This is a genomic window from Nocardia sp. NPDC058114, assembly GCF_042884695.1.
Taxonomy (GTDB): Bacteria; Actinomycetota; Actinomycetes; order Mycobacteriales; family Mycobacteriaceae; genus Nocardia.
Window position 1 is genome coordinate 23,193 of the sequence record NZ_JBHVTK010000015.1, and the last position, 16,708, is coordinate 39,900.

General features: G+C 68.0%; 18 protein-coding genes. 7 read left to right on the forward strand and 11 right to left on the reverse strand.

Annotated elements, in window-relative coordinates; translation table 11 throughout:
* Window position 1 precedes the first annotated feature (1 nt).
* Window positions 2-1,189: a lipase family protein gene (locus ACFVVI_RS33050; protein WP_387448563.1), complete on the forward strand. Its 1,188-nt coding sequence runs from the start codon at window positions 2-4 to the stop codon at window positions 1,187-1,189.
* Here the strand turns inward: ACFVVI_RS33050 and ACFVVI_RS33055 are convergent, their stop codons facing one another.
* From ACFVVI_RS33055 to ACFVVI_RS33070, 4 genes are all read right to left on the reverse strand, one after another.
* Window positions 1,190-3,256 (reverse strand): xanthine dehydrogenase family protein molybdopterin-binding subunit, encoded by a 2,067-nt coding sequence (locus ACFVVI_RS33055; protein WP_387448566.1) that lies wholly within the window; start codon window positions 3,254-3,256, stop codon window positions 1,190-1,192.
* Complete coding sequence (locus tag ACFVVI_RS33060; RefSeq protein ID WP_387448569.1) at window positions 3,253-4,239, reverse strand: FAD binding domain-containing protein; 987 nt, start codon at window positions 4,237-4,239, stop codon at window positions 3,253-3,255. Before ACFVVI_RS33060 ends, ACFVVI_RS33055 begins: the two co-directional genes overlap by 4 nt.
* Window positions 4,236-4,739 (reverse strand): 2Fe-2S iron-sulfur cluster-binding protein, encoded by a 504-nt coding sequence (locus ACFVVI_RS33065; protein WP_379315121.1) that lies wholly within the window; start codon window positions 4,737-4,739, stop codon window positions 4,236-4,238. The genes ACFVVI_RS33060 and ACFVVI_RS33065 overlap by 4 nt, the downstream gene beginning before the upstream one ends.
* A gap of 194 nt (window positions 4,740-4,933) precedes the next feature.
* Window positions 4,934-6,172 (reverse strand): alpha/beta hydrolase family protein, encoded by a 1,239-nt coding sequence (locus ACFVVI_RS33070; protein ID WP_387448572.1) that lies wholly within the window; start codon window positions 6,170-6,172, stop codon window positions 4,934-4,936.
* A gap of 184 nt (window positions 6,173-6,356) precedes the next feature.
* Between ACFVVI_RS33070 and ACFVVI_RS33075 the strand changes: the two genes are divergently transcribed.
* Window positions 6,357-7,142 carry an alpha/beta fold hydrolase gene (locus ACFVVI_RS33075; RefSeq protein WP_379315119.1) on the forward strand — a complete coding sequence of 262 codons (786 nt, stop codon included), beginning with the start codon at window positions 6,357-6,359 and terminating at the stop codon, window positions 7,140-7,142.
* Between the two features lie 26 nt (window positions 7,143-7,168).
* Here ACFVVI_RS33075 and ACFVVI_RS33080 read toward each other — a convergent pair whose 3' ends face one another.
* The 3 genes from ACFVVI_RS33080 to ACFVVI_RS33090 all read right to left on the reverse strand — a co-directional run bounded on the left by ACFVVI_RS33080 (window position 7,169) and on the right by ACFVVI_RS33090 (window position 9,114).
* The gene (locus tag ACFVVI_RS33080; protein WP_387448575.1) at window positions 7,169-7,609 is read right to left on the reverse strand and encodes an anti-sigma factor antagonist; all 441 of its coding nucleotides are present in this window, start codon (window positions 7,607-7,609) and stop codon (window positions 7,169-7,171) included.
* A 148-nt stretch (window positions 7,610-7,757) separates the two neighbouring features.
* Window positions 7,758-8,861 (reverse strand): glutamate--cysteine ligase, encoded by a 1,104-nt coding sequence (locus ACFVVI_RS33085; RefSeq protein ID WP_387448578.1) that lies wholly within the window; start codon window positions 8,859-8,861, stop codon window positions 7,758-7,760.
* A gap of 79 nt (window positions 8,862-8,940) precedes the next feature.
* On the reverse strand, window positions 8,941-9,114 hold the full coding sequence (locus ACFVVI_RS33090; RefSeq protein ID WP_378995042.1) for a CsbD family protein: 174 nt from the start codon (window positions 9,112-9,114) through the stop codon (window positions 8,941-8,943).
* 124 nt (window positions 9,115-9,238) lie between these two features.
* Between ACFVVI_RS33090 and ACFVVI_RS33095 the strand changes: the two genes are divergently transcribed.
* Window positions 9,239-9,925: a PAS and ANTAR domain-containing protein gene (locus ACFVVI_RS33095; RefSeq protein WP_378995044.1), complete on the forward strand. Its 687-nt coding sequence runs from the start codon at window positions 9,239-9,241 to the stop codon at window positions 9,923-9,925.
* Window positions 9,926-9,980: 55 nt separating this feature from the next.
* Here ACFVVI_RS33095 and ACFVVI_RS33100 read toward each other — a convergent pair whose 3' ends face one another.
* Window positions 9,981-10,484 carry a hypothetical protein gene (locus tag ACFVVI_RS33100; protein WP_387448582.1) on the reverse strand — a complete coding sequence of 168 codons (504 nt, stop codon included), beginning with the start codon at window positions 10,482-10,484 and terminating at the stop codon, window positions 9,981-9,983.
* A gap of 172 nt (window positions 10,485-10,656) precedes the next feature.
* Window positions 10,657-12,804 carry a catalase gene (locus tag ACFVVI_RS33105; RefSeq protein WP_387448585.1) on the reverse strand — a complete coding sequence of 716 codons (2,148 nt, stop codon included), beginning with the start codon at window positions 12,802-12,804 and terminating at the stop codon, window positions 10,657-10,659.
* A gap of 311 nt (window positions 12,805-13,115) precedes the next feature.
* On the opposite strand from ACFVVI_RS33105, the gene ACFVVI_RS33110 reads away from it, so the two are divergent.
* The 4 genes from ACFVVI_RS33110 (at window position 13,116) to ACFVVI_RS33125 (ending at window position 15,552) form a co-directional block, all read left to right on the forward strand.
* Window positions 13,116-13,553: an anti-sigma factor gene (locus tag ACFVVI_RS33110; RefSeq protein WP_379313981.1), complete on the forward strand. Its 438-nt coding sequence runs from the start codon at window positions 13,116-13,118 to the stop codon at window positions 13,551-13,553.
* Window positions 13,554-13,650: 97 nt separating this feature from the next.
* Window positions 13,651-14,490, forward strand: coding sequence for an RNA polymerase sigma factor SigF (locus ACFVVI_RS33115; RefSeq protein ID WP_379313982.1), 840 nt, complete (start codon window positions 13,651-13,653; stop codon window positions 14,488-14,490).
* Between the two features lie 136 nt (window positions 14,491-14,626).
* Window positions 14,627-15,046 (forward strand): STAS domain-containing protein, encoded by a 420-nt coding sequence (locus ACFVVI_RS33120; protein WP_378995053.1) that lies wholly within the window; start codon window positions 14,627-14,629, stop codon window positions 15,044-15,046.
* A 77-nt stretch (window positions 15,047-15,123) separates the two neighbouring features.
* The gene (locus tag ACFVVI_RS33125; protein WP_387448589.1) at window positions 15,124-15,552 is read left to right on the forward strand and encodes an ATP-binding protein; all 429 of its coding nucleotides are present in this window, start codon (window positions 15,124-15,126) and stop codon (window positions 15,550-15,552) included.
* Here ACFVVI_RS33125 and ACFVVI_RS33130 read toward each other — a convergent pair.
* On the reverse strand, window positions 15,527-16,525 hold the full coding sequence (locus ACFVVI_RS33130; RefSeq protein ID WP_387448592.1) for an iron-containing redox enzyme family protein: 999 nt from the start codon (window positions 16,523-16,525) through the stop codon (window positions 15,527-15,529). The genes ACFVVI_RS33125 and ACFVVI_RS33130 overlap by 26 nt on opposite strands.
* Entirely contained in the window at window positions 16,522-16,701 is a 180-nt protein-coding gene (locus tag ACFVVI_RS33135) for a CDGSH iron-sulfur domain-containing protein (RefSeq protein WP_387448595.1), read from the reverse strand. Before ACFVVI_RS33135 ends, ACFVVI_RS33130 begins: the two co-directional genes overlap by 4 nt.
* Window positions 16,702-16,708 lie beyond the last annotated feature (7 nt).

Consider the following 16,708-nt stretch of genomic DNA (forward strand, 5'->3'; position numbering starts at 1 on the left):
CATGCGCCGGATTTTGACGGCCGCACTCACGGTGCTGTTCTACGGCCTCACCGTCGCCATCTTCGCTCCCGCGGCGACGCCGGAGCCGCGTTACCCCACCCCCAATCCCGATCCCTTCTTCACCGCACCGGCCGATATCGGCGACTTCGCGCCCGGTGATGTGGTGCGGCAACGGAAGTTCGACCTCGGCCCCTACCAGGGCACCGATATCTGGCACGTCGCCTTCCGCTCGACCAACTCCGCGGGTGACCCGATCATGGGCGTCACCACGGTCCTGATCCCCGCCGGTGTCACGAACCCGCCGCTGGTGTCCTACCAGGCGCTGATCAATTCCCTCGGCACCAAATGCAACCCTTCCACCTCGCTGATCAACGACGAGACCCCCGACGCGTTCGGCGCGGCTCTGCCGCTGGGCCGCGGTTGGGCGGTCGCCTTGCCGGACTACCTCGGGCCGAATGTCGCCTACGGCGCCGCCCGGCTCAGCGGCATGGTCACCCTCGACAGTGTGCGAGCGCTCCAGCGCGCGCCCGAACTCGGCCTCGGCCAGTCCCCCATCGCACTCGCCGGGTACTCCGGCGGCGGGCTGGCGACCGCGTGGGCGGCCGCGCTGCAACCGACCTACGCACCGGAATTGACGCTCGCGGGCGTCGCCGCCGGCGGCATCCCGGCCGACCTCGAACAGATGGCCCTCGGGATCGGCTTCGGGCACCATCCCGGTTTCGGCCTCGCCTGGGCGGCGGCGATGGGTCTGGAGCGCGAATACCCCCAGCGTCTGCCCATTTCCGACCAGCTCAACGGCGAGGGCCTGTGGTTCCGTGATTTCACCGCTGACGAATGCCGACGCTTCCTGCTGTTCCACGGTATAGCCCGCAGCGCCGAACAGCTGGCAGCGACCAAGTCCCTGATGGACAGCCCCGAGGCACGAGCGGTGTTGCGGGAGAACAGTTTGCGCTACGACCCCGAGGTGCCCGAGACGCCGATGTTGATCTGGCAGGGCGTCTTCGACGAACTGACACCCTTCGACGCCGTCGAGGCCGTAGCCACCCGCTACTGCGCGGCAGGCGCGCCGGTCACGTTCTCCCGCTATCAGATCGCCGAGCACATGACGACCGCGGTAGCGGGTCTGCCCGAGGCCTGGAACTTCATCGAAGCCAGGTTCCGCGGCGAACCCGCGCCGACCCGCTGCTGATCAGAGCGCGCCGAGCAGGTCTTCGAGGCGAATGGGGACGCGGCGAACGCGCACTCCGGTGGCGTGGTAGATCGCGTTGCCGACCGCGGCCGCCGAGCCGACGATGCCGATCTCGCCGATTCCCTTGCTGCCCATCGGGTTCAGATGCGGATCGTGTTCGTCGATCCAGCTGACGTCGATCTCGCCGATATCGGCGTTGACCGGGATGTGGTACCCGGCGAGATCGTGGTTGACCACGGCGCCGAGGCGCGGATCGAACTCGCTCTCTTCCCACAGCGCCATCGACAGACCCATGGTGACAGCGCCGATGAACTGGGAACGGGCCATCCGTGGATTGATGATGCGGCCCGCCCCGAAAACGCTGACCACGCGCGGAACCCGGATCTCGGCGGTGTCGGTGTGCACGCGGACCTCGACGAAGTGCGCGCCGAACGCATGGGTCGAAAAGTTCTCTCTCCCTGGATATTCGGGCGCCTCGACCGTGATCTCGGCGCCGTCGGCGGGTTCCGGCCCGAAGCGGTCACGGAACGCTCGCGCGGCGGCCACCACGGCCGAACCCCACGACGCCATCCCGGTCGAACCGCCCGCGACCGTGCCCTGGGGGAGGTCGGAATCGCCGATGCGCAGATCGATGCGATCCGTGTCGACCCCGAGGGCGTCGGCGGCGATCTGGCCGAGGGAGGTCCAGGTGCCGGTACCGATATCGACGGCGTCGATGGCGACTTCGTAGCGGTCGCCGGTGTGGCGCACGCGGGCGCTGTTGCCCCCGGCGGTGTCGGCCGGGTAGGTCGCCGCAGCGACCCCGGATCCGATCAGCCATCGGCCATCGCGGCGCGACTTCGGCGCCGGGTCACGCTCTGCCCAGCCGAAGCGCTGCGCCCCGGCACCCAGGCATTCGACCAGCCCACGGGTGGAGAACGGGCGCCCTGATTCCGGGTCGACCTGGGGTTCGTTGTGGATGCGCAAGGCGATCGGGTCCATACCGAGGGCAACCGCGAGTTCGTCCATCGCCGTCTCCGCGGCGAACATGCCCGGACAGTGCCCGGGCGCCCGCATCCATGACGAGACGGGAACATTCAGTGCCGCGAAACGATGCGAGGTCGATCGGCTGGCCGCCGAGTACATCACGCGGGTCGCCACGGCGGTCTGCTCGGCGAACTCCTTCACCGTGGAGACCTGCGCGATCGCGTCATGGGCGATGGCGGTCAAGGTGCCGTCGGGGTGCGCGCCGAGCCGGACCCGCTGGCGGGTCGGCGTCCGATAACCGGCGAGAGAGAACAGCTGTTGCCTGGTCAGCGGCAGTTTCACGGGTCGCCCGTCGCAGAGTTTCGCGGCCATCGCCGCGAGCACGATATTGGCGTGCGGCTCACCTTTGGATCCGAAGCCACCGCCGACGAAGGGCGCGATCACCCGCACCCGCTCGGGCGCCAGACCGAACAGGGCCGCGACCTCGGCGCGCACCACGTGCGGGCCCTGGGTGGAGTCGAACAGCGTCAAGGTGTCGTCGGTCCAGTGCGCGATGGTGGCATGCGGTTCCATCGGGTTGTTGTGGACCATCGCGGTCGTATAGGTGTGGTCGACGGTGACCGGGGCGATCGCCATGGCGGCGTCGACGTCACCGATCGTGGTGTCGGTGGGAAAGCCGCCGCTCACCTCCTGCGGGGTGTAGAGGTCGGCGTCGAGGGTGACGGCGGCGGGCTGCTCGTCATAGGTCACGCGCACCTGAGCGGCGGCTTCGCAGGCGACTTCCAGGCTCGTCGCGATGACGGCGCCGATCACTTGCCCACGGAACGCGACCTCGCCGTTTTGCAGGATGAACAGTTCGTTGTCGTCGTCGACGGCCAGCCGGGGAGCATTGTGGTGGGTGAGCACGGTGACGACGCCGTCCATCCGTGCGGCCACGGAAGTGTCCATCTCGCGAATGCGCCCGCGGACGATCGTCGACTGAATCACGAAGCCGTACAACGGATCCCGCTGCGGATGCTCCATCGCGTAGGGCGCGACACCGCGGAGTTTGGCCGGTCCGTCGACACGGGTGGGTGAGCTGCCGATCGCCGGTGGGTTCATCGCACCTCGCTCAGCTCGCGCAGGGTCGCGACCAGCACATTGCGCGCCAAAGGGATCTTGAAACCGTTCTGACGCTGTGCGCGCGCGTCGGCGAGTTCGGCATCGGCCGCGGCGGCGAAGTTCTCCTCGGTGGCGGCCCGGCCACGCAGTCGAGCCTCGGCGGCGAATGCCCGCCATGGTTTGGCAGCGACACCGCCGAACGCGATCCGCACATCTCGCACGAGGCCGTCGGCGATGTCGACGGCGGCGGCCACCGACACCAGGGCGAACGCGAACGACGCACGATCGCGGACCTTGCGGTAGGTGGAGGTGCTCGCCCACTCGAGCGCGGGCAGGTCGACGGCGGTGATCAGGTCACCGTGGTCGAGGATCGTGTCCCGGTCGGGTTCGTCGCCGGGCAGCCGGTAGAAGTCGGCCAGTGGGATCTCGCGCTCACCGACGGCGCCGAGCACCCGCACGACCGCACCCAGCCCGGCCATCGCCACCGCCATGTCGGAGGGATGGGTGGCGATGCACTGATCGGACGCGCCGAGGATGGCCTGGTCGCGATCGAACCCGCCGATCGCCGAGCATCCGCTGCCCGGTTCGCGCTTGTTGCACGGCACAGTCGAATCCTGGAAGTAGGGACATCTGGTGCGCTGCAACAGATTTCCGCCGGTGGTGGCGAGATTGCGCAGCTGGGCCGACGCGCCCGCCAACAGTGCCGCCGACAGCATCGGGTACCGCGCCCGGATGGCCGGATGCGCGGCGAGATCGGCATTGCGCACCGCCGACCCGATGCGGACACCGCCGTCGGGCAGCGGGGTCACCTGATCGAACGGCAGTCCGCTGACATCGACGAGCTTGCCCGGCGCGATGATCCCGAGTTTGAGGTGATCGACGAGATTGGTTCCCGCACCGAGGAATACGGCGTCGGGGTCGGCGACTACCGCCGCTACCGCTTGCCCCGCATCAGTGGCGCGTTCGTAGGCGAACTCCCTCATCGAGCGACCTCCTGAATCGCCGCGACGATGTTCGGATACGCCCCGCAGCGACACAGATTGCCGCTCATTCGTTCCCGGATCTCGTCGGCGCTCAGCACGATCTCGCCCGTGGGGTCCGCCGTCACGTGACTCGGGGCGCCCGCCCGCACCTCGTCGAGCATGCCGACCGCCGAACAGATCTGGCCCGGCGTGCAGTAGCCGCACTGGAAGCCGTCGTGTTCGAGGAATGCTCGCTGGACCGGATGCAGGTCGTCACCGTCGGCCAGTCCGTCGGCGGTGACGATTGTCGCCCCGTCGTGTGCGACGGCCAGCGCGAGGCACGACGTCGCCCTTCGGCCGTCCAGCAGGACAGTGCACGACCCGCATTGCCCGCGATCGCAGCCCTTCTTCGGGCTGGTGACGCCCAGCTGTTCACGCAGGGCATCCAACAGGGTGGTGCGGGTGTCGATGTCCACCACCCGCGTCCGCCCATCGACAGTCACCTTGATCCGAGCTCGCATCGAACGGCCTCTCGTCGTGGGACACCGACTCCGCACAGACCCTCCGGGCCCGCTACCAGCACGTACGCAACCACTGCGCGTACCTCGGCCACGCTACCAATCCGGCCGTGGGCCATCGTGGACCTCGACCACATCCGCCGTGGTTTCACCGGACATCACGACCGGCGGGATCACCGGGACGTGCGCGCTGTGAGTCAGCGGGCGAAGCGGGCGTTCACCCAGGCGAGGGCGTCGTCGTTGCTCGCGCCGAGGATGGCGCGGTGATCGACGCCGGGGTAGGTGCGGTATTCCACGGGTTGGCCGGTCAGCTGCTGCTGAGCGACCATGGCGTCGGTGCCGGCGGGCAGAACGACGGTGTCGGCCTTGCCCTGCAACACCAGCATCGGGGTGGTCAGGGCCAGCCCGCTGGGGTCGTTGCCGTCGAGAACTCGCACCAGCGCACTGGGATCGGCGTCGGCGGAGAACGTGTCACCCACGCCGAGCCCGCCCCAGGAATCCCGCTCACGCAGCTGTCCGATGCAACGGTCATCGGCCTGGCCCACCATCGAATCAGCTTCGGCGGTAAGAAATGCCGACGGATCGATGTCGGCGACGGTCTGGGCGCCACGGATGAACAACGGAATGAACGACACCGAGCCCGCCGGTGCGTCGATCTTCGCCGCGATGCCGGTTCGCTGGGCGAGGGCGAAAGCCTGCACGACCGGCCCCAGATGCGAGGCGGGTGCCATTGCCACCGCACCGAGCAAGCGCAGCTGCGGCGCCCACTGCTGCGAGCGCGCGTTGGCGAAGACGGCGGCCTGACCACCCTGCGAATGTCCCATCGCCACCCAGCGAGTCCCGATCTCGGGCGCGATCACCCGCGCCGCCAGCGCCATGTCCGCGACCGCACGCTGCTCGGCCTCCCCGATCAGATACCCGTGCGGGCCCGGCGTACCCAAACCCTGATAGTCGGTCTGCGCCACCGCGTATCCGGCGGCGATCCATCGTGCCAAGGTCGCGCGCGTCAACGAGGTGTAGTCGTGAGCGGGGAACCCCGTACCGGTGTCCCGCGACGGTGCGCACACATCGGCGGTGCCGGTGGTGCCGTGTGCCCAGGAGATCAGCGGCCAACCGCCGGGCGGCGGCGTTCCCTCGGGAACAGCGACCGTACCGGAGACGGCGACCGGCTGACCGTGCACATCCACCGACCGGTAGAGCACAAGGAAATTGCGCGCCCCAGGCAGTCCCGGCTCCCCGGCAATCGGCTGTGACGAGATCACCGATCCGTGCTCGCCGGCCACCGAATCCGGTGCCGGAGAATAGAATTCGAGACCGGCCGACGCGGGGTCGGCGGAGGCGGCTGGGACCGCCGAAGCGCAGACGGCCAGCACCACCGCGACCGCCCGTGCGCATCGACGCACGACGATCGACGCCGACTCCGTGCCTGATCCCATCACCACTGAATCCTCCTGATTCGTCGCGTCGAACACGTTCCCGGTCGGGCCGCGGCGCAATATACCGCTCCGCCGGGCCGGGCTCCCGTGGCGCACCGATGAGTTTGCGGGGGCGACATCGTCGTAGTGGTAGACAGTGGATCGATCGGGATCCGCGCGCGCCGGGCACCGAAAGGAACGAGCTATGAGGATCGCTACGTCGAAAGATGGCACCGAACTCGCCTACGACGTGTCCGGTGACGGGCCCGCGCTGGTGTACATCACCGGCGCGACGTGTTTCCGGCGGTTTCGGCCGATCGCCGGCGACGTGCGGGTGTTCGCCACGCGCTTCACCGTCTACAACTACGACCGGCGCGGGCGCGGGGACAGCGGGGACCTACAGCCGTATGCGATCGAGCGGGAAGTCGACGACATCGAGGCGATGGTGGACGCCGCCGGTGGGCGCGCGATTCTCTACGGACATTCCTCGGGTGCCGCGCTGGCGCTCGAAGCGGCGGTACGGATGCCGGACAAGATCGACAGGGTCGTGATCTACGACGCCCCCTATGTGCACGACGAGACCGAACGGGCGTCCTACGCCGAGCTGGCCGCCACGGTGCGGGCGCTGCTCGACCAGGCGAAGAACGCGCGAGCGCTGAAGGCGTTTCTGCGCGGGATCGGGATGCCGGGCGCGTTCGTCGCGCTGCTGCCGCTGTTTCCCGGGTGGACAACGATGAAGGCCCTCGCCCCCACCCTGATGTACGACATCGCGATCACCGAAACGCTACCTCCGGTGCAACGGTTCGAGGAGATCCGGGTTCCCGTGAAAGTCGTTGTCGGGGAGAAGAACCCGACCGGGATGCATCAGGTGTCCCGGGAGCTCGCCGCGGCGATTCCCCAGGCGTCGCACCGGGTGCTCGCCGGGCAGGACCACATGGTCAGCGCCAAGGCGTTGCTGCCGATTCTCACCGACTCCGTTGCGAACGATTGAACCCGGACCTGGTTACCTGCCCAGGTCTACGTCGTCGTCCACGACGCCGGGGGAATCGTTCGGGTGGGCTGCGCGGGCGCGGCGGCCAGAGCCTCGGTTCGGCTCGGGTAGACGGGTAGCCACTCGGTGAGACCGGCCGCGACGATGATCCGGTTGGTGACCGACGGCACGGGATTGACCACACTCATCCGCAGCCGGCTCTGCTGGGCGCGGGTCGCCATGTCGAGGATCGCCCGGCAGGACATGAACGTCACGTCCCTGATGTCGATCACCAGGTGGCCCGACTCGCCCTCCGCCGTGATGGCTGCGTCGAGAATGATGCGCCATCGAGGCAGGTTGCACGCGTCGATCTCGCCGTGCACATGCAGAACAGTGGCCGTGTGATGGAGGGTGACCTCCGCACGCAGTGCCGAGTCGGATTCATCGATCCGCGACGGTTGGTCGCCATGGCCGGAATGGGTGTTCACGAGTGCCCGATCCCTCGACACCGGCAGGCATACACACACACTGCCCCAGCCGGTCCTGGTGGCTCAAAATCGGCTGGTGATCCCATTTGAGCACGCCGAATCGATGGTGTCTGCGAATGTGATGGATCTGATGCGCGCGGCCTAACGATCAGCGGCAGCCCTCGAGGGTGGCGTCGGCGAGTTCACCGATCACATCGGCGATCTCGCGTCGCCTGTTCATCGCCGCCAACTGCCGGCGCGCGCCGTTTCCGCGCTCACTGAGGGCCCTGACCGCATCGGTGACGAAGTCGTGGTCACCACAACGATGCAATGCCGACGCGATGTCCTCGACCAGCCCGGCCAGCAGGTCCTGGTGGGGAACGACGCGACCCGCGACGAGGTCGAGGCCGTTGCCGTCGAGCCCGGATCGCGCGGCGTTCCAATAGGCGGCGCGCAGGACTTCGCCGGGCACCGTGGGAGCGGGAATGTCCTGCGCGATCGCGTCGAGCGCGGTAGTGACGATTCCGCGGATGAGGGCGGCCAGCAAGGCGGATTCCTCGGCTGTCGCCGGGACATCGCTCACGCGGATCTCGACAGTAGGAAAGGATTCCGACGGGCGGACATCCCAATAGACCATCTTGTTGTCCAGGATGCTGCCGCTGGATCGCATCATCGCGACCATCGATTCGTAGTCACGCAGCGACGCGAAATACGGCGGCGGACCGGCGCTGGGCCACCGGCGCCACAAAATACTGCGCCAACTCGCGTAGCCGGTCTCGCTGCCGCGGTAGATCGCCGAATTCGCGGTCAAGGCGAGCAGTACCGGCAATCGTGGCCGGACATGATTGCTCACCAGCACCGCGGTTTCGCGGTCGGGCACCGCCACGTGCACGTGGCACCCGCACAGCCCCTGCTCGTGGGCGATCATGCCGAAAGAGTGCGCGATCCGCTGATAGCGCGGCGTATCGGTAACCGGGTATCCCTCGGGGACGGTCGGTGGAACCGCGACCGCCAGCAACCGGGTGCCGTGCTCGGCCGCGCATTCGGCCACCCGGCGCCGTGCGGTCCGCAATTCCGCCAGCAAGGCGCCGATCTCGGAGTGCACCGCGCTACTCGTCTCGACCTGACAGCTCGTCAGCTCCAGCTGCAGATCGATCCCGGCCTTCTTCGCCGTCTCGGCGACCAGCGTGTTCTTCGGCGCGGGCGCGCCGGACGCGGGATCGGTCAGCAGGAACTCTTCCTCGACGCCGACCGTCGGTACATGCGCGGACACTTGCTCACCTCCAGCACCTGCGGAGCGGGCCCGGGTCATCGGCCCGGTGAAGGACCGATGACCCCGGCGGCGTGGCCGGTCAGTCGCGGAAAGCGTCCTTGACCTTCTCGCCTGCGTCCTTCAGGTTCGACTTGGCCTGCTCGCCGCGACCCTCGTTCTCGAGATCGCGATCGTCGGTGGCGCGGCCGGTGGCTTCCTTGGCCTTGCCTGCCAGCTCTTCGGCCTTGTTCTTCGCCTTGTCAGCGATACCCATGACATTCCTTTCAGGCTGTTTCTCGGCCACTCGGTGGCCGTGGGCCGTCCTGGGGACCCATCGACGGCCTACCCGGGTCTGTCAGGTGCAAACAGGCTCGGCGTCCAGGGTGAATAATCAACGCATGACCGAACTGGACAACGCATCCACCGCAGAGCGCGCGCTTGTCGAACGCGTGGTCGGGGTCGGCGACTCGTTGACGGTCGGCCGATTCCGGTTTCGATTCGCCACCCGGCAATGGGAATGGTCCGATGAGGTCGCGCGGATGCACGGTTACCAGCCCGGCACCGTGCCGACGACCGAAATGCTGCTCTCGCACAAGCATCCCGACGATCGTGATCGGGTCGCGGCCATGATCACCTCGGTCGAGGACAGCGGCGCGTTCTCCAGCCACCACCGCATCATCGATACGCACGGCCGGGTGCGCGATGTGCTGGTCGTGTCGGAGCCGCTCGCCGACGTGGACGGGACGGTGATCGGCACCGAGGGCTATTACATCGACCTGTCCGACACCGCGGCCGAATACCGGCGCGAGGCGCTCGACAGCACCCTGCCGGTGCTGCTGGAGGCGCGCATGGTGATCGAACAGGCCAAAGGCGCGTTGATGCTCGCCTACAGCGTCAGCGCCGACCAGGCGTTCCGGGTACTCCAGTGGCGCTCGCAGGAGACCAACGTGAAGCTGCGCGCCATCGCCGAACGCGTGGTCGCCGCGCTGCCGACGGTGGCCGGTGACGAGGTGCGGTTGCGCACCCGGCTCGACCACGTCCTGCTGACCGCGCACGAAGGCGCCCAGGTGGACCGCAACGGTTAGTGGCGACACCCAGCGGGGCCGGGCGGTGGTCCAGAGAACCGACCTCCCTGATTCCCTATGGCCGCGCCGCGAGTTCGAGGCGCGGTGACACCGAGGACGCGGTCAGAGCCGAGCCGAGATCTAGTGCCGCGCTGAGACCTCGAAGGATCGGCGGCGGGGGAACGTCGGGGCCCGGCGGCTCCGGCGGAACGGGCACCGGGTCACCGGGACCGGGCGGAGTCGGCGGGGCGGGCACCGGATCGGGACCGGGCGGGCTCGGCGGCGGGGGCACCGGATCCGGGCCGGGCGGGCTCGGCGGGCGCGGAATCGGATCCGGGCCGGGCGGGCTCGGCGGGCTGGGTGGAGCGGGCACCGGATCGCCCGGGTTCGGCAGGAACGGGTCCGGCGGCGGGCCTGGTGGTGTGGGTTCCGGCGGCGTCGGCACCGGGTTCGACTCGGTGCGCTCGATCGCGAACATCATCGCCTCCTGTCGTCGGTGTTGCGGCGGGCGCACGCCGTTGGGCACCCGCGAAAGGCCGCGACGCAGGTCGAGCGCGCACCGCGATGACGTCGTTGGCATCGTGATGGTGCGCTCGACCTGCCCCGAGGTAACTCCGGTGTCGACACCGTCCTACGAAAGCGTGGCTGAGCCGTTTCTTCGGCGCCCGTTCCACATTCGGCTGATCGCCACACTCGTGGGATGCCCGCGCATTCGCACTCGAAACGACGGACGCGCGCAGTGTCGGTGTGGGTCAGGAGCCGGCTTCGATGCGCGCCCACGCACGATGCTCGGCCAGATCGGTGAGCAGCGCGCTCGTCGCTGCCACCGCGTCGGCGACGGTGATTCCCGGTGCATCGGGTTCGATGTCGTTGCGCTGCAGCACCGAGGCCGCGGTGCCGACCGCGGCGATCGCCTTGCCGTGCCGCCACATCTCCTCGACCAGCAGGTTCACGCGGGAGTCCGCCGGCGCGGCCAGCAACAGCGCGCCGTCGAATTCGACCGATCGCATCGTGGCGAAAGTCCGCGCCACCGGCACACCGTCGATGACACCGCCGCGCGCCGCGACAACCATCGGCCGGACCCTGGCCTCTTCCAGCGCGGTCGAGACCTCCCGTATCGCGTCGCCCGAGGTGGTGTCATCGACCAGCAGCGCCACCGTCCGCCCGTCCACCGGGAAACTGCCGTGTCGCTGCGACAACGCGGGACTCGGCGCGAGGTCGACATGGTCGCTGTTCGGGGCGGGCTTGTCGAGACCGAGTTGACCGGCGACGTAGTCGGCCAGCCCGTCGTCGACATTGACCAGCATCTGCAGAGCGCGCCGCTGAATCGTCTCGGACTGGCATTTCCCGAGTTCGAAGGAGAACGCATCGGCGAGATGCTGCTGTTCGCCGGTTGTCAGGCTGCGATAGAACATGCGCGGCTGCGAGTAATGGTCGGCGAACGACACCGATCCCGCACTGTTGGCGGAGGTCCGCAGTTTCGCGGTCGGCGGCGGAATGGGTGTCGGCGATTCGACGAAGGCTTCGCCGGCGAAACTCGCCGCGTAGGGGCACCCGCCGCCGAGCGAATTGGGTTTGTAGGCAGCGACTCCGGGGTGCACGGCACCCTGGTGCATCCCGTCCCGAAAGAGGTCGTTGACGTCGGCGTGCGGCGTATTGATCGGCAACTGGGTGAAATTCGGGCCGCCGAGCCGACTGATCTGGGTGTCGAGATAGGAGAACAGCCTGCCCTGCAGCAGCGGGTCGTCGGTGACCTCGATGCCCGGAACCAGATGTGTGGGGCAGAAGGCCACCTGTTCGGTTTCGGCGAAGAAATTCTCCGGATTCGCGGTGAGCCGCAGGGTGCCGATGGTCCGCACCGGCGCGAGTTCCTCGGGGACGATCTTGGTCGGGTCGAGCAGATCGATGCCCTCGAAGAGGTGATCGGGAGTGTCGGGAAATACCTGCACACCGAAATCCCATTCCGGTGCGTAGCCCGCCGCGATCGTGTCGGCCAGATCCCGGCGATGGAAATCCGGGTCGAAACCGGCCGTGAGCTGTGTTTCCTCCCATAACATCGAATGCACGCCCAGGCGCGGCTTCCAGTGGAATTTCACCAGACTCGTCGTGCCGTCCTCGGCAACGAGGCGATAGGTGTGGACGCCGAATCCCTCCATCATCCGCAACGACCGTGGCAGCGCCCGGTCCGACATGTTCCAGAAGGTATGGGCGGTCGCCTCGGTGTGCAGCGTGACGAAATCCCAGAAAGTGTCGTGGGCGGATTGCGCTTGCGGGATCTCCCGATCCGGCTCGGGCTTTCCTGCGTGGATCACATCGGGGAATTTGATCGCTTCCTGGATGAAGAACACCGGAATGTTGTTACCGACCAGGTCGTAGACCCCTTCGCCGGTATAGAACTTCACCGCGAAACCGCGGGTGTCACGCACCGTGTCGGCCGACCCGCGTGAGCCGAGCACCGTCGAGAACCGTACGAAGACCGGGGTGCGCGCGTCGGCGGCCAGGAATTTCGCGCGGGTCAGCGACGCGGCGGCGCCGTTGGCGACGAACACACCGTGAGCGGCGGTGCCCCGAGCGTGCACGACCCGCTCGGGGATGCGTTCGTGATCGAAGTGGGTGATCTTCTCGCGCAGGTGGAAGTCCTGCAGCAGCGTCGGGCCGCGCGGTCCCGCCTTGAGCGCGTGATCGGTGTCGGCCACCCCCGCGCCCTGCGGGGTGGTCAGCCGAGGCCCCTGCTGGGCCCGCACGCTCGCGTCACCGGGAATCGGCGCACCCGTGGGGCTGCGCAGCGCGGGCCCCTGCTGGTCGGCTGCCGGACCCGCCTGCTCACACGGTGTCGCGGCGTCCTCGTCGGGCGGAGTCGGCGGATGGGTGAATTCGGACGGAATATCGCGGTCGGTCATGGTATTTCGTCGTCCCTTCGTCACGCGCGGGGAATTCGGAGAACGGCCTGCCACTTCTTCGACGGACTACCGCGTTATCGGCGGGGCAAACAGCGGTTCGGACTCGGCTCGTGGGGTAAGCGGCGCCTATGGAGATAATTGCGATCGTGGCTTTGGTTGCCCTCGTCGCGGTGGTGCTGGTGATGCGCAAGACCAGGGGCAGGCGGCCGGGAGAACCGGAGTCGACGGGCAACGACCCGAAATGAGCTCGAGGCGTGACCCGGCGGTTACGGGGTAACCTCCGACAAACGGTAGTGGATGAGGGAGGTGGCGTGCGGGCTCGAGATCGCGACACCGCTCCCCGCTCGAGAACTGTCGGGTTCCAGGTGCCCGCCGAACTGGACCAGCTGAGCATGGTGCACGCCCTCGCCGAGACAGTGCTGCTCGTCGGTGGTTTCGCGCTCGACGAGGTCACCGACCTGCTGCTGGCTCTCGACGAGGTCGCCACCGCGTTGATGCTGGTCGCGACGCCGGACTCCCTGCTCGACTGTGCGTTCACCGGTGGGGACGGAGCGCTCGGCGCCCGGGTGAGCGCAGTGGCACGAGAGCCCGCCGCCCTCGATGAGCAGTCCTTCGGCTGGCATGTCGTCGCGACGCTGACCGACGCGCTGCGCACCGACTACGCCGGGTTCGACGCGGCCCGCGGCGGCTACCCCACCACGGTCGAATTCGGCTGGATCCGGCGATTGCACGGACCTGCCAAGTCGTGACCATTGCGCGCTAGCCTCGTGGGTAGGGCATAGCCCCGGGTCCCGGTGGGTACCCCATGAACACATCTGCAACCGCCTGGAAGTGAGGCAAGTAGCGATGACATGGGAATCAACGACAGTTTCGGCCGACCGTTCGACCGCCCGGCGATCGCATTCGCACGGCGACAGCTACGACAACATCGAACCGTGGTTCGAGAAGCTGCGGGCGCTCGAGCCCGGCGACGAACACCACGACACCGTGCGCGCGCAGGTGATCGAACTGTGCTTGCCGCTCGCCGATCACATCGCGCGCAAGTTCAACGGCCGCGGCGAGCAGTTCGACGACCTCGAGCAGACCGCCAGGGTGGGCCTGGTGCTCGCCGTAGATCGCTATGACGTCACCCGCGGCTCCTCATTCCTGTCCTTCGCGATCCCGACGATCATGGGTGAGGTGCGCAGGCACTTCCGCGATCGCACGTGGGCGGTCCGGGTGCCGCGCCGGCTCAAGGAGATCCAGCTCAGGATCGGGCCCGCCACCGAGGAACTCTCGCAGCGGCTCGGCCGGTTCCCCACCGCGCACGAACTCGCCGACGAACTCGATGTCGACCTGGTCGAGGTGACCCGCACGCTGGTCGCGGGCAACGGCTATCAGACCAACTCCATCGACGGCGTCACCCACGACGGCCGAGACAACTCCACCCAGCCGATCACCGACACGCTCGGCAGCGACGAGCCCTGCTACCAACTCACCGAGGACGCGATGGCGGTACGCCCGCTGATCGCCGCGCTGCCCGCCGAGGAACGGCAGGTGCTGATCATGCGTTTCTACGAGTCCCAGACGCAGGGCCAGATCGCCGAGCACCTGGGTGTCTCGCAGATGCAGGTCTCGCGGATCCTGTCGCGGACCTTGACCTTTCTGCGTGAGCAAGCGCTCGCTGAGCCGACGTCGACCCAGTGACAGCGGCGCCGACACGTGCCAGAATTGTTCCAGGTTGAGACCTCCAGCCGACCCCGGTCCTCGTCTACCGCTCCCCCGAGCCGGTAGACGCCTGTCGGCAGCGATGACCGGTCATTCCTGTCGCACAGGAGGTTTCATGTCTGTCGTCACGGATCGTCGGCATTCGAGTCGGCTGCGCTGGTACCGCGGCTGCTCCGCGGATACCGCGGCCGAGCCGGCCTTGCGCGACCCGGGACGACCTGGCTGCTGGGTACTCCAGGGCGGCATCGAGCTCGACGCGGCGCGCATGCCGCGATTCCGTTCGCTCCTCGATCGCTCCGTGCGTTCGGGCGCACGCGTCGTCGTCATCGACCTGCGCGACACCGAATTCCTGAGTATCCGCGTCGCGGCGATGCTGCGCGACGCCAAGGTCGAGGCGTGGACGCACCGGGTCGACATTCGCCTGCTCACCGGAACCCGTGAGGTGGAGCGAGCGCTGGATCTGGTCGGTGTGCGGCCGCTGTTCCGGTGTTACCTGTCGATCGACGAAGCCTCCCGATCGGAACCAGGTCACTGACAGACCGTTTCGATCACCCTGATCCTGGGTATGCGCTCGATGAAGCCACTCCGGCGCACGCTCGGGAGGAGGACATCGTGGATTCGAGCGACCGGATCATCACCGACTCGACCCGTGCGACATCGACCCGCGTCCAGATCGACGCCGATCTGAGCCAGGTTGTGATGCTCCGGGCGGTCGCCGAAACTGTCGCCTTGATCGCCGGTTTCACGGTCGACGAGGTAGCCGATATCCGCGTCGCGCTCGACGAGGCGGCCACGTGCCTGATCCTGGACGCGGTACCCGAGTCCGAGATCCACTGCGAGGTCACCGCCGACGGATTCCGGATCCGGGTCGCGGTTTCCGCGGTCTGCGACAGCGACCACCCGGTCGACACGACCGGTTTCGGCTGGCACGTGATGCACTCGATCACCGACCATCTCACCGCAGACCACGAGGCCTACGACCGGGAACAGGGCGGTTACCCCGTCGGGATCGCCTTCACGCAGGTGCGGCGGGTGCACTGAGTGCCTCGCGCAACGAGCTGCGGTCCGCGTTCCAGCACGTCAGGACGTGATCGGCGAAGCGATCCTCGAGCAGGTTCGTCGCCTGGATGCCGAACACGACCGAGGCAGCTCGGCCGGGTTCGGTGGCCAGCAAACCGGCGATGACGTCGCGCCGCATCACCTGTTCGTGCACGGCGTCGGCTTCGACGTGTTCGGTGTAGAAGTGCGCGCACGCGGGATGCGGGAGCAGCGTGCGGGCGAGCTCGGCCAATCGGCGCGACGCAGGCGGCGAGGTGATCTCGGCGGTCGCGAAATGGCCGATCAGCGCGCCGCGCAGGCCACGGTGCAGGCCGAACAACGTCATCATGTCCACCAGCGCCAGCATCGGCGCGGGCACGGTGTCGAGGTAGTGCAGGTAGCCCGGCTCGAGGTCGGCGCCGGACAGGAGATCGGCGAAGAGTCGCGCGTGCACGCGTTCGCCGCGGCCGGCGCCGAACTCGTCGAACTCGACCGCCACCAGCGACGCTTTCACCTGTCCGCGCAGGCGCGGGATCACCCAGGCGTACGGGTCGGCTTCGATGTGGTGATAGATCGAGCGGTGGACGAAGTATTCGCGCAACCGATCGGCCGTCCCCCGCTCGGCGAGGAATCCCGCGATGCCGTCGGTGTCACGGGTCGGTTCGAGGAGACGGTCGAGTTCTGCCTCGACGTCCTCGCCGCCGGGGACATCGGCATGCAGGGCTGTGAGCAGCTGGTTCTCCAGGTCGCGGCGCAGCCGCAGCAGGTCGGGATCCCACTCCCAGTTCTCGTCGACACCGGCGAATCCCTGATAGTGCAGTTCGTAACAGGTGTGCAGGGTCAGCAGGAGATCCTCGCCGTAGGGGTCGAGTCCACCGACTTCGGGAACCGCTAAACCTGGTGTCCGCGTGAGCAATTCGGTGACCGCGGCAGACAACTCGCCACGCGGGCGGGGCAGTGATCGCAGAGCCGTCATTCGGCACTCCTCGGATGACGCCGGCGCCGGTGGCTCGTATCGCACAGCGGGTAGGTGCTCGACCGGCGACACAGACACAGCGCCACCACGAAACGGTCGCAGTGCAGGACCGTCCCGTCGGGGGTGACCACGTCGACGGGACCGTCGATGAGCGCGGGCCCGCCGTCGGTGAGCACGACCCGC